Source organism: Acinetobacter sp. 231_lipA, from assembly GCF_058243005.1.
This window is the reverse complement of record NZ_JBZAYU010000001.1, coordinates 2,183,724-2,197,475: the sequence shown is the minus strand read 5'-3', so window position 1 is coordinate 2,197,475 and position 13,752 is coordinate 2,183,724. Positions and strand designations below refer to the sequence as shown.

The following is a 13,752-nucleotide window of genomic DNA, read 5'->3' as shown; positions in this document are numbered from 1 at the left end:
GCAATAGCTTAATGCTAAGGATAAGCCATTTTTTTTATGTATTTCATTCAACCTTCTCGCCATATTCCATATTTAGAACAGGTGCTAGACACACTACCAAGTGTGCAAATGATTCGCATAGAAGACATTGATCTTTATGACCCGACTATTATTGCTATTGCCGATATCCAAGATTATTTAGATTATAAATGGACACTGCCTACCATTGTCCTTGCCTTTGAAAATGAAGGTAGTGCTTTAGCCCAAGCTTGGGAACTCGGTGCTTTAGCAGGTTGGATGTGGAATAAACTCCCCAGCAATCCTCAACAATCCTTACTCAAAATTGATGCACAATATAAACGCAATCAAGACAGTCGCGATCTGCCTTCCGCAGCAGAATTACAAAAGCGACTTTTACCAAATCCTATAGAACTCCAAAACTACACCGTTGAAACGTTTTTTCAGCCTTCTGCTTATTTGTCTGGAGACTGGTTTGATTATTGGAAAATTAGCGATAAAGAAGTGATGTTCTATTTGGCTGATGTATCTGGTCATGGGGTCACCAGTAGTTTATTAACCTCTTGGATGGCGGCTTTTCATGGTCGTGCCAAAACACCGCGTGGGTTAATTAAGAAACTCAATGGCATGTTGGTTCAAGAGAATATTGAAAAGCACATCACCATGATTGCAGGGATTTTAAACCTCGAAACCCATCAACTTCGTTGGTCGAGTGCAGGACATTACCCCCCCGCAATTATCTTTGAGCCAAATCAAGCTCCTAAAATATTACATACCAGTAGTTTTCCTTTAGGCCTTACTGAAGAACTGGAAGTTGAAGAGCATGAATGTGTACTCAACCGTCATGCCCGCTTCATTATTTGTTCCGATGGCGCACTCGAACCCTTCAATGGCGGACTGAATGATCAGTTCACACAATTGGTCTATCATTTGCAAAATCAATCCTTTGAAGCACCAGAACATGTTGCAGACGATATTGCTATATTAAGTTTACGTCGAATGAATTAACTAAATTATCAATAACTTATTACAATATCCTATCTTCTAAGACTGTTAGATACTTGAGTAAGTATTTGCCCTATGGGATAATTTCCTATCCTTCTCTGCAAATGGCATTTATATGTCAACAGGTCATGTTGAATATGCAAGCTTGAATGGAACGCATATTTTTAAGCTTATTGGCGAAGTGCGTGCCCAATCTTGTATCAGTCTAGACAAACTTTTAAACCGTATTGAACAACAGTCAAATGTTGTTGGTGCAATCGTAGATTTAACCCAAACTACATTCATCGACAGCACTGTGTTAGGCATTTTGGCAAAGTTAGGCTTAAAGCTTAAACAGATCCATAATATCCAAGCTGTCATGTTGTCCACCAACTCTGATATCACTACCTTAGCCAACAGTATGGGGCTAGGGCAGGTTTTTGTGATTTTAAACTACTGTGGCGATCCAAATGTTTGTACCCTCGAACTGATGGAAGAGCATATTACACATCGTAATATGTTAAACACCGTACTAGATGCACATAAAACTTTGATGGAACTAAATCAAAGTAATCAAAATATGTTTGAACCTTTGGTCAAACAGTTGCAAAAAGAACAAGACAACCTCGATCAAGTGTCACAGCAACAAAACGCATAACAACAAATTTTGTAGGCCCATTTATGACTTTACTTTCTGTTGTACAGATGAACTCTCAAAATGACATTGAAGCAAACTTTCTTGTCATTGAGTCTCTCATTCAACAAAGTAAAGCAAATGGTGCTGAACTTATTGTGTTCCCCGAAAACTTCGTTTGTTTTGCCGCAGGCAAACAACGTGAGACCGCAGCACAGTTTGAAGACATTCAAAAGCGTTTAGAAAATCTTGCTCATCAATATCAGATCTGGATCGTCGCGGGTACTCTCCCATGCCCGTTCCGTCCAGATGGTTCTGTTATTGAGGATGGTCGTGTTCGTACAGTCAGTCTTTGCATTAGCCCTGAACGTACTGAAGCACGTTATGACAAAATTCATTTGTTTGACGTACAAGTTGGCGATGCTGTGGGTGGCTACCAAGAATCGAAGTTTTTTGAACCTGGTACAGATGTCGTTGTGGCAAAAACGCCTTTTGGTAATATTGGCTTGATGGTTTGCTATGACTTACGCTTTCCTGAATTGGCTTTAACTTTACGCGCGCGTGGTGCAAATATTTTGACTGCTCCTGCTGCATTTACCTACACCACGGGGCAAATGCACTGGCAGTTATTATTACAAGCCCGTGCGATGGATAGCCAAAGCATCGTGTTAGGCGCAGCGCAACAAGGTTGGCATGGTGAAAAGAGACAAACTTGGGGACATGCAGCAGCAACCAATAGCCGTGGTCAAGTTTTGGATTTGATTCTTAACCCAGGCGCGCAGTTGATTACTGTACCTTTTGACTTGGCAGAACAAGTTCAAATCCGTGAAAGCATGCCGTTGATGCAACACCGAAAATTAGTGCAGTTTTAATCACGCTGCGATCGTTTAAAACAAGGTTATTCTTCGAACAAAAACTTCATATTGATTCACTACTGCTCTTTCATTGAGTATCTCTAGCTCTCATAAAATACATGACTCTATTTACCTTTAAAAATTAATAATCGCTCGAATCGCTCTCAGTTTTCATTCACATCGACAAGCCCTGATTGCGAATGTTAAAAAACGATAATAGCATTCTATATCATTGATTTTTAATTAACTAAACCTTCAACCTAATCGTAAGCACACTCTGTATAAATTTACAAAAACACTGCTTATTCTTTCTGCAATTTAGGACAGGATAAGAACTCAAATACAATATTCTGGGAATCACAATGTCTTTAGAAAAAGTAGTTTATACAGCACATGCTAAAGCGACAGGTGGCCGTGATGGTCGCGCAACCTCTTCTGATGGAATTTTAGATGTAAAACTCACCGTTCCTAAAGAAATGGGCGGCGCAGGTGGTGGAACGAACCCTGAACAGCTTTTTGCCGCAGGTTATTCTGCATGTTTTCTAGGTGCAATGAAGTTTGTTGCTAACCGTGACCAATTAAAAATTACACCTGATGTTTATATCGAAGGTGATGTAGGTATTGGCCCGATTCCAACAGGCTTTGGTATTCAAGTGACCTTGAACATTCACTTAGAAGGTTTAGAGCATGCAGAAGCGCAAAAATTAGTGGATGCAGCACATATTGTTTGCCCTTATTCAAATGCAACACGTGGCAATATTGATGTGACGTTGAATGTGATTGTTTAATTTTTAAATGAACATCCACTTAAAAATAAAGACTAATTTTTAGGTGGATTTAATTTATTCAAATATTCTATATTGACTTAAACAATGTAGAAAAACACCTAAAATGAAGCGTGACAAATCAAATGATGAAACTTTTCTTCAACTGACTAATATTGCAAATAATTTTAAATCGATTGAAGAAAATTATCTCCTTTCCTATCCTTTTTTTTAAATTACTTCCAAAATTTAGAATCTATCAATTTAGAGAATTTGGTTATCGGAATAAGTTTTACTTATTCTTGGATGCCCACGATCCTAAAAGCGCTAAATCTTAAAAATACAGAAGAAGTTCTCTTCATCTTAAATGAAGTCAAAAAAGGAAAACTTATCGATGAACAACAACTTACAACGCTAAAAACTACCTTTAACAATTCACTTGTTGGTACATCACAACTCTTACATTTTATAAACCCAAAGCAATATGCGATTTGGGACAGCCGTGTTTTTAGATTTCTAAACAATGTAGAACCACATAAATACAGACTAGAAAAGCCCAGAGCTTATATTGAGTATTTAAAGCTGATCGAAGAGCTAAAAAATGAAAAAGCATTTACAGCATTTTTTGATTTAATAAAACAAAAAGTTGGTTATGACATTACGGAATACAGAGCACTGGAACTTGCATTTTTTAAAGGCTCTCAATTTCAAAATAAATGAACCCGTTAAAATTTCATTTTTTAAATTTAATCTTTAGCTGTATTCATTACTCTGCCGCTTCATTGGTCACACGTAATACCTCTTCCAGTGTGGTTTTCCCCGTCAACACTTTACGCAAACCATCATCACGAATAGAGCCTGAGTGTTGTCGTGCATAACTTTCTAATTCATATTCAGCGGCATTGCCATGAACTAAACGACGCATTTGATCATCCACAGCGACAATTTCATAAATTGCCGTCCGTCCCGTAAAACCCGTATGTGAACAACGTTCACAGCCATTCGGTTGAGGTAACTGAAGTTCTGTTTTTGGATTCAAATGCTGAAACAGTTGTGTTTCAAAAGTATCGGCTTCATGCCATGTCACACAGTGACTACATAAGGTTCGCACTAAACGCTGTGCAATGACACCAATCAAAGAACTCGACAACAAAAACGGCTCAATGCCCATATCTTTTAAACGGGTCACCGCACCAATGGCCGTATTGGTATGCAGTGTAGATAAAACCAAATGCCCTGTGAGCGATGCTTGGACCGCAATTTCAGCCGTTTCCAAATCACGAATTTCACCCACCATTACTACATCAGGGTCTTGACGCAGCATGGCCTTTAAGGCTCTCGCAAAAGTCATATCGACTTTGGTGTTAACTTGCGTCTGTCCAATTCCTTCCAGTTGATATTCAATCGGGTCTTCTGCGGTCAAAATATTTTTCGAACCATCATTGAGGTCCGAAAGTGCCGCATAAAGCGTTGTAGTTTTACCTGAACCTGTCGGCCCTGTGACCAAAATAATGCCGTGTGGGCGATGCACCAATTGGGTTAAACGCTCATAGTCAGGTTTCAATAAGCCCAAATGTGTCATGTTCAAACGACCGGCTTGTTTATCTAATAAACGCATCACCACACGTTCGCCATGTGATGATGGCAAAGTCGAAACACGCACATCCACTTCACGACCGGCTAAACGCAGTGAAATACGCCCATCTTGCGGAATCCGTTTTTCTGCAATATCCAATTTGGCCATGACTTTAATACGAGACACCAACAGCGGTGCTAGTTCACGGCGTGGCTGCACAATTTCACGTAATTGCCCATCGACACGTAAACGCACCGATAGTTTCTTTTCAAAAGCTTCAATATGAATATCTGATGCGCCAACACGAATGGCTTCAGACAATAACGCATTAATCAAACGAACAATTGGAGCATCATCTTCTTGATCCATCAGATCTTCAGCTTCAGGCACTTGGTCAGCTAAACTGAGTAAATCGGGATGATCTTCTAAACCTGCGGCCACTTGTTGTGATTCGCCACTGTCCCCTGCATAGCTACTGCTTAAAAGCTGGTGAAATTCTTCATCACTACACAGTTGATGTTGTGCTGCCACACCTAAAAAACGACGTGCCTCTTGCAAAGCCAACAACGGCGTACTTTCACGGCGCACAATAAAGGCTTGATCGCCTTCGTAACGCAACAGCACGCCATGACGCTTCGCAAAACTATAGGGAATTTGTAATTGTTTAAGCACTTGCATCTTAAAATTATAATAATGATGAAAAATATTATTTTGAGTGTACTCTAAGCATATGACAGCGTGAAGTCTGTTTTTCACTGATTTGCAATATAAGGAAATGTGCTGTTGCCTAATATGAATGAACTGTTTGAATCGGATAGCCCCAATTTAAAATGGTGGGGGGAATACAACTTTGAGTTGAATCAAGCCCGTGCGTGGCAGTTCGGCTCATTACTTTTTCGCCTCACTCGCGGTCTACAAGAATGGCGTTTAGAATTTCATCGTCCTCAAGTTCAGTATGACTATGAGCAAAAATGGCATGCGATAGAAGACCCACATTTCGCCTTTCCACAACCGGTTGAAATTAAACGCTACATGTTTAAAAACACTCACCATACGATTCAACTGATGCCACGTTTGGCCGATCGTTCAGTGGTAATTAAACCTGTCGACCCGATTTATATTCCAGCGGGTCAGCGCGGGACGCTGTATATCAGCACTCCGTTATGGATTTCGGGTTTTATTGAAGGTCAGCGCGATCCCCTATTTGATATTCCTGTGATTTTACCCAAAGAAACTTGGTTTGGGCCAAACCACCGTACAGGTGAAATTGCCTACGCTACGGCTGTCGATGGTCGAACTGAATTGCATCAACTCAAACCACGTGCATTTCGTGCGGTGACGCCCATTGAGTTCCACAACACCAGTCACTTACAACTGCGTTTTGACCGCATGAACGTGCCTGTTTCAGCCCTGCCTTTATTTTATAGTGAAAGTACGGATCGACTTTGGACATCGCAAATTAAAGTCTTACATGAAGGTGCCGATCGGCCACCGCGAATCCGTATCGAAAATCGTACGCCTCCGCATGCAGGCAAAGTGATTTATGTACATCCACCGCGTTCTTCGGCGAGCGCATTATTTAATATGTTTGATTCATTCTTCTAAGGGGGACAGATGCCAAATTCAAATATTCCCCAAGAAATTACCAGTAGCCTAAAAGGCATTTTTACCAACATCAACACAGAACGATTAACAGAAATCTTAATTGCCTTAGTGCTGTGTTTTGTTGGGTTTCTCTTGGCACGTCTGGTTTCAAATACCTTTATCCGAACCATTGGCACCAAGTTTAACGCCCACCAACGACTGGTCTGGCGTCGTGGTATTTTTTACTTTATTTTCCTAATTTTTGTGATGGCCAGCCTCAAAGAAGCTGGTTTTAAACTGAGTGTGTTTTTAGGCGCCGCAGGTATTTTGACGGTTGCTTTAGGTTTTGCCTCACAAACCTCTGCATCCAACTTAATCAGTGGATTGTTCCTGATTGGTGAAGGTTCTTTTGAAATTGGTGACACCATTTCAATCACCCTTATTCGTGGCAATACCATTGAAGGTGAAGTCATTTCAATTGACCTCCTCTCGGTTAAGTTACTCACTCAGGACAACATTTATGTACGACTACCGAATGAACAACTGATTCGAGCCCCAGTTCATAACCTCTCTAAGTTTCCAATACGGCGCATTCCCATCACCCTAGCAATTAACTTTCATGAGAACATCATTAAAGTACGCGAGGTGCTGATTGATGTGGCTAATAAATATCCTTTGGTGCTTGCAGACCCTAAACCTGCCGTCACCGTCACCGCCTTTCGCGAGTCTTCGATTGAGTTATTGTTTGCCGTGTGGTGTCAGCAAGAACACTTTTTACAAGTGCGCGATGAAATGCAGGAACGTATTCGCAATGGTTTCTTGGATAACCAAATCGAAATTCCTGTGCCGAAAATGGGTTTTGTCGATCATCCGCTTTCGCGTCCATTATCCAATGAAGAAATTGATCAATATGCCAATGCGCAAGCCTTTAAACGAGAACCGAATATCAAATAAATCGTCTCAGCTCCTTATGATCCATGCTGATATAAGGAGCTGAACTTGTTTAATTGGTCTTTTCCTCAAGTTCAGGCATCGGTGCAATATACGCAATCACCAACATCACCAAACCTGCACCTAAAAATGAAATCACGCGGGTGAGTGTCCCTATATGAGATAAGTCAAACAAGACCAATTTCAGTGTCACCAAGACCAAAATACAGCCGCCGAAAATCCACAATGAACGCAAGTTTCGTTTGGTTGCCGTCAGCATGCAAAAGAAGGCCAAACTGACCCAAAGCAAAGTAAAGCTCAGTTGCACCAAAGCGTTTTCCCACATTTCCCAGTCATTATAGGGTGTTGCAAAATAGACATGCAGCGCACGTAGCACCACATAACTACTGAGCCAGAGTAGACTCGACATCATCAAAATGGCACCCAGACTTTTTTCCAAACCCGCTTTCATTTGTAAATTCAGCATCCAAATGACACCAATCAGCATTGCAATACTGACCAAGTCAAATGGGTTGAAAATGGGTAGCCAGTACCCTGCAAAAGCTTGTTGGCTAAAGATCTGAGAACACACGATCCAAAACAACATGAGCACTAAGGTATTGCGTGCTTGCCAAAACTGTCTCCATCGCGTTTGAGTCGATTGTGTGTAGCACCATGCAGCAAAGGCCAGCGGTAAAATGACCATGCTTAAATACGGCATACTTGGAATGAGGGTTAAGCTGGTCAGCGCTAAACTCAGTAAAGCACCCAAACTCACCCACTCCTGCTCATCCTCTACGCCCTGTAACGGGCGAAGCCACAGCAACGTGAGTAATCCACTCGTTAAAGCAAACAATAGGCGATCTAAACCAGTCGACCACATAATGATGCCATCATGGCTCAAGCCCACCAAGAAAATAAAGGCAACTGCATACAACGGAATCAGGCCAATCCATTTGGGTAATAACCATGACCAACTGGCTTTACAGTAGAGCAACCATTCATTCAACACCGTATATAAAAGCACAATAATCAGCAGTGCCATCGTTACCTGACTTTTACTGTCGATTTCATCCAAAAGTAGGATAAACAACATGGTGGTTGCTGAAAGCAGTTGTAAGCAAAAAAAGGCAATGGTGGCAAAAGACAACTGTTGTCTAAAGCGCTCTACGCTGTTGGCAACGGCAACCACAGCAAAATAACTCAGACACAGCGCCCAATAGACTTCCGTTGGAAAACGATTGAGCTCCACCACATAATACAGACTTGAGAGCCCTGCCACGGCCAGTAAGCCCATCGCCAAATAACGACTCAGGGCGGAATTTCGATATAAGGCATACATAAAGATCAATGCACCCTCAACACTCCAACCCACTACGCCCCACTGATCAGGCAGTAAAATAGGGGGAATCAGTGCCAAGAAAACCAAAGTCAAACTGAGATAACTTTGCGCAATCAGCTCAACGCTATGGGCTCTTTTTAGCAGTTGATAAAGCACGGCATAGAGCGCTGCAAAGCCCAGACTAAAGCCTGCCTGCCAAGTCGTTTCTTCAAAATACATCACATACAAAAAAGCAAAAGCAACAATGGGTGCAGCAAAAATCAAAGCGACATCCAAGATCGGTTTTAACTTAAACTGCGTTAAATCCTCACGCGCCAACAGTTGACTATAACGAAAACTCAACCAAATAAAGACCGCACTATGTGCCAAAACCAACACGGCCAGCATGTCTCGCTCAGACGCTTTGCCTTGATAAAAGGCATACGCTCCGCCTACGACCACCGTCATTAAAAAAGCAATTTGGTTGAGGACTTTCCACGGTCTGAACGTGCTTAAAACAGCAACCGCAATATTAATGACCAAATAATAGGCTACCAACTCTATCGCAGTGGCATTCCGTACAGGCAAGGTAAAAGGCGCCAAATATGCAATGATCAGCGCCATCAACGCCAGCTCAATCGACTGTTGTTTTAAACTGAGCCAAAGTGTAAGCGCCATCACCACCACAAAGCACAGACTTGCAATCGCTAAACTTGCAATCACACCATTGTAGTAAGCAAAAAACAAAGTCAAAAATAAACCTGACAGTCCAAGTGCTTCCAAAGCCAAAGCAAAACTGCGGTTCTTTTGTAGGAGTGCGCAACCAAAGACCACAACGCCCACACTTACCGCAGCAACGAGGCTCAGCTTAACAGCGAGACTCAACTGCCAATGTTCGGTGGCAAAGCGTAATAATAAAATAAGCCCAATCAGCAGTATCACAATCGCAACTTTTAAGACAGGATTGCCCTGCCAAAGCCAGCGTTTCACTTGCTCACTGAGACTTAAATCATCTGTATTGTTTAGAGTAGTGGGTAAAGAGGGAGCGTTTTCAGATTCTGGGAATCGGTCAGATATCACCTGATGTGGCTGTGCTTGCACGGATAACAATAGATATTCTAAACGACGCAACCATCGAAAGAAAAAGAACAACCAACCACTGATCCCCAATCCAATGAGCCCACCCCATTGCCCCACCATGCCGACTAAAATGACGAAAGCAGCAAGGTAAAGCGGCACTTTTGACGTTGGCTGGAAAGTAATGTCCCGTTGTTCCGCCAAGGTCGTACTGGGGTGTTCAATACTATCAACATAGTACATAACACTCATGATCAAAGCAATTCCACACAATGCACTCAACAGCGGTACAGCCAGAAACCATGCTGCAATAGCAACAATCGTGAGCCCCATCAACCACATCATGCGAATTTCACGCTGTCCAGTTTGCATCCGTTCTCAATCTCTTTTTCTCATCTTCAAATAATACATCAGCTTGTAGTGCATCTTTAAGCGCATAACCGTAACCATCTATGCCAATCGGTACATCAATACACTTTGTTCTGCGTCAAAATCACGTACAATAAACGGGTTATTTGGATAAGGAATCTTGCAATGCCACCATTTGTCTTGGTCGATGGCTCATACTTTTTATTTCGTGCTTTTCATGCTTTGCCACCGCTCACCACGTCAACTGGCTTACATACCAATGCAATTCGTGGTGCAATTTCTGCCATCCAAAAACTGATGCGTCGTACCCAGCCAACACATATGGCAGTCATTTTTGATACACCAGAACCAACTTTTCGTCATGTGCTGTCGCCGATTTATAAAGGTGACCGCCCAAGTATGCCTGAGGAATTATCAGAGCAAATTCCATATTTGCATGCCTTAATTCGTGCTTTGGGTATCCCCTTATACATGCTCCCAGGTGCAGAAGCAGATGACATCATCGGGACTTTAGCCAAACGTGCGGAAGCCGCGGGACAGCAAGTGCTGATTTCCACAGGCGATAAAGACATGGCACAGTTGGTGACCGATAAAGTCACCTTAGAAGACAGCTTTAAAGACAAGCCCATGGATGTGAATGGTGTGTTTGAAAAGTTTGGGGTGTGGCCAAACCAAATTATTGATTATCTGACCTTAATGGGCGATGCATCTGACGGCATTATGGGTGTTCCAGGTGTTGGCGCCAAAACTGCGGCAAAACTGTTAACAGAATACGGCTCAATTGGTGGCATTTTAGAAAATGTCGATAAAATTAAAGGCAAAGTCGGTCAAAACATCAAAGAACATGCCGATGGAATTGCGCTTGATCATCAACTGGCAAGTATTGTCTGCGACTTAGAGACAGGACTGACCTTTGACGATCTCAAACTCCAAGATCCGAATACCGAAGCCTTGCGTTCACTGTATACAGAACTTGAATTCCGTCAACAGTTACAATCGCTCGATCATCCAAACAATCCCAATAGTGCAACCTACAAACAAGCGACGCAACACATTGCTAAATCAGCGCAGTCTGAAACCGTCATCAATACAGAAGATCAGGCCGTTCAAAGCAGTGTCGATGACCAACTGGGTCAAGCGAACTACCATACTGTGCTCAGTGCGGAACAGTGGGCACAATTATTCAAACGTTTAAGTACAGAAAAACGTTTTGCCTTTGATACTGAAACCACCAGTTTAGACTATCGCGTAGCGCAAATTGTTGGTTTTTCGGTCGCGTTTGATGCTCAAGATGCGTATTACGTTCCACTTGCGCATGATTATGAAAATGCACCTGCGCAGTTAGATCGTGAACAGATCTTGGCGCAAATCAAACCTATTTTAGAAGATGAGTCGGTTCAGAAAATCGGTCATCATTTGAAATATGATGCGCATGTCTTGGAAAATCATGGCATAGAGCTAAAAGGCTGGTATTTCGATACCATGTTGGCATCCTATGTACTCAATGCTGTGGCGACTCGTCACGGGATGGATGACGTTTCGCGTCTCTACCTCAGCCACTTAACCACTACTTTTGAACAGGTGGCGGGTAAAGGCGCAAAACAGAAAACCTTTAACCAAATTGAGATCGAAACCGCCGCGCACTATGCTGCGGAAGATGCCCATGTAACCTATCGCCTGTTTGAAGTGCTCGATGCCAAACTGCAAAAGCATCCCGAATTGGTCAATATTTTACATAATGTCGAAATGCCAGTTGCCCGCGTCCTGACCATCATGGAAGAAAACGGCATTGAGCTCGACTTAAGCTTCCTTGACCAACTCGGTGTTGAGTTTGCCAATACCATGGCCAATCTTGAAAGTCAGATTACCGAATTGGCGGGACAAAGTTTCAATGTTAGCTCGCCGAAACAAGTTGGTGAAATTCTGTTTGATAAACTCGGACTTAAGGGCGGCAAAAAAACCGCAACAGGTCAGTACAGTACCTCTGAAAATGTTTTAGAAAAGATTGACCACCCAATTACCGAGCTAATTTTGGACTATCGTGGGTTATCCAAACTAAAAAGCACCTATACCGATGGCTTATTAAAACAAGCCAACAGTGATACCCATCGTGTGCATACTAGTTACCACCAAGCACTGACCGCAACTGGTCGTCTGTCTTCGACCGATCCCAACTTACAGAATATTCCTATACGTGAGGAAATTGGCCGTCAAATTCGTAAAGCCTTTATTGCACCACCAGGTCGCGTGCTCTTGGCAGCCGATTATTCACAAATCGAACTACGTTTAATGGCTCATTTCTCACAAGATGAAGCCTTGGTCGATGCCTTTAATCATGGACAAGATGTACACCGTCGTACAGCGGCTGAAGTCTTAGGTGTCGCACTTGAAGATGTCACGTCAGACCAACGTCGTCAGGCCAAAGCCGTCAACTTCGGTCTACTCTACGGCATGTCTGAGTTTGGCTTAACCCGTCAACTCGGGTTTAGCCGTGAAGAATCGCGTGGCTATATTGCGAAATACTTCCAACGTTATCCGGGCGTGCTCGACTATATGGAACGTACCCGTCAAATTGCACGTGAACAAGGTTTTGTCGAAACCATTTTGGGTCGTCGCTTGTATACGCCCGATATTATGGCAAGCAATAAAATGATCAAACAAGCAGCTGAACGTGCCGCCATCAATGCGCCGCTACAAGGTTCTGCTGCAGACATTATTAAAATGGCGATGATTGCTGTTGATCAAATGCTGCCTAAAGATCAAGCCAAAATGCTACTACAAGTACACGATGAATTAGTCTTTGAAGTCGATGAAAGTATTGCTGATGCACTGGCTTCGAAACTGGCAGACGTGATGCAATCCGTCTTGCAAATTTCTGTGCCATTGTTGGTTGAAGTCGGCAAAGGTCGAAACTGGGATGAAGCCCACTAAAACATTTGCACCATCCTCCTCCTAGGAGGAAGGCTGGTATGGAGGTCATTTGCCTCCTAGAAGAAATATCAACGTCTTCACCTAAAAATTTCAACCACAAAAAAAGGACTCGCAATAGTCGAGTCCTTTTTTTATTCGCTACAATCTTATAAACCAGTGAGCAGGACAATCGCCACTTCATTCATAATCATTTCAGCAATATACAGCGCCAAGAACGCTACGATTGGAGAAAGATCAATCATCCCCATATTGGGCAATAAACGGCGAAACGGTGCCAATAATGGCTCTGCAAGTTCTTGAATCACTTCGATATAAGGCGAACGTGACTGCGTAAACATCACCACCCAACTTAAAATAATCGTTGCAAAAATCAGGTAACGACAGAAACGAATCAAGTCCTGAATCATGGTCACAAAAGTTAAAATGACCAAATGCACAGGACTATTCGGCATCGCTCCAGAGAGATACATGACGCCAAAAATTTTCAGTAAGTACAATAAAACCAAAAGCACTAAAGCCGCTAAGTTAACGCGGCCTTTCGCTACATTTGGAAAAATACGACCAAACATATCCACAATTTTGGTGGCTTTTACGGTCGACATCACCACTGGGTTATAAAAGTTAACCGCTGCCAACTGCATGAGAAAACGGAAGAACACCAGTAAAATTGCAACGTTAATAATGATGCCAAAAATTAGCGCAGAGTTTGCACCCATACTTGAACTTTCCTA

Annotated in this window: 11 protein-coding genes; 8 read left to right on the top strand and 3 right to left on the bottom strand. The window is 42.4% G+C overall.

Features of this window, described 5'->3' with window-relative positions; translation table 11 throughout:
- Window positions 1-36 precede the first annotated feature (36 nt).
- From gigA to AC4CUX_RS10700, 5 genes are all read left to right on the top strand, one after another.
- Window positions 37-1,005, top strand: coding sequence for an RsbU family protein phosphatase GigA (gene gigA, locus AC4CUX_RS10720; protein WP_078388698.1), 969 nt, complete (start codon window positions 37-39; stop codon window positions 1,003-1,005).
- Between the two features lie 112 nt (window positions 1,006-1,117).
- Complete coding sequence (gene gigB, locus AC4CUX_RS10715; protein WP_087011570.1) at window positions 1,118-1,639, top strand: anti-anti-sigma factor GigB; 522 nt, start codon at window positions 1,118-1,120, stop codon at window positions 1,637-1,639.
- Window positions 1,640-1,662: 23 nt separating this feature from the next.
- Complete coding sequence (locus AC4CUX_RS10710; RefSeq protein ID WP_114836808.1) at window positions 1,663-2,487, top strand: carbon-nitrogen hydrolase family protein; 825 nt, start codon at window positions 1,663-1,665, stop codon at window positions 2,485-2,487.
- A gap of 344 nt (window positions 2,488-2,831) precedes the next feature.
- On the top strand, window positions 2,832-3,257 hold the full coding sequence (locus AC4CUX_RS10705) for an organic hydroperoxide resistance protein (RefSeq protein ID WP_078388700.1): 426 nt from the start codon (window positions 2,832-2,834) through the stop codon (window positions 3,255-3,257).
- 249 nt (window positions 3,258-3,506) lie between these two features.
- Window positions 3,507-3,953, top strand: coding sequence for a hypothetical protein (locus AC4CUX_RS10700; RefSeq protein ID WP_490792393.1), 447 nt, complete (start codon window positions 3,507-3,509; stop codon window positions 3,951-3,953).
- Between the two features lie 46 nt (window positions 3,954-3,999).
- Here the strand turns inward: AC4CUX_RS10700 and gspE are convergent, their stop codons facing one another.
- Entirely contained in the window at window positions 4,000-5,487 is a 1,488-nt protein-coding gene (gspE, locus tag AC4CUX_RS10695) for a type II secretion system ATPase GspE (RefSeq protein WP_126037922.1), read from the bottom strand.
- 114 nt (window positions 5,488-5,601) lie between these two features.
- On the opposite strand from gspE, the gene AC4CUX_RS10690 reads away from it, so the two are divergent.
- The gene (locus tag AC4CUX_RS10690; RefSeq protein WP_017396988.1) at window positions 5,602-6,414 is read left to right on the top strand and encodes a DUF432 domain-containing protein; all 813 of its coding nucleotides are present in this window, start codon (window positions 5,602-5,604) and stop codon (window positions 6,412-6,414) included.
- A 9-nt stretch (window positions 6,415-6,423) separates the two neighbouring features.
- Complete coding sequence (locus tag AC4CUX_RS10685) at window positions 6,424-7,347, top strand: mechanosensitive ion channel family protein (protein WP_183174928.1); 924 nt, start codon at window positions 6,424-6,426, stop codon at window positions 7,345-7,347.
- 49 nt (window positions 7,348-7,396) lie between these two features.
- Here AC4CUX_RS10685 and AC4CUX_RS10680 read toward each other — a convergent pair whose 3' ends face one another.
- Window positions 7,397-10,093, bottom strand: a complete 2,697-nt coding sequence (locus tag AC4CUX_RS10680; RefSeq protein ID WP_201950092.1) for a DUF2339 domain-containing protein — start codon at window positions 10,091-10,093, stop codon at window positions 7,397-7,399.
- Between the two features lie 162 nt (window positions 10,094-10,255).
- Here AC4CUX_RS10680 and polA point away from each other — a divergent pair, with 162 nt between their 5' ends.
- On the top strand, window positions 10,256-13,021 hold the full coding sequence (gene polA, locus AC4CUX_RS10675) for a DNA polymerase I (protein ID WP_201950091.1): 2,766 nt from the start codon (window positions 10,256-10,258) through the stop codon (window positions 13,019-13,021).
- Between the two features lie 146 nt (window positions 13,022-13,167).
- Here the strand turns inward: polA and AC4CUX_RS10670 are convergent, their stop codons facing one another.
- Entirely contained in the window at window positions 13,168-13,737 is a 570-nt protein-coding gene (locus AC4CUX_RS10670; RefSeq protein WP_004979206.1) for a YggT family protein, read from the bottom strand.
- Between the last annotated feature and the right edge of the window lie 15 nt (window positions 13,738-13,752).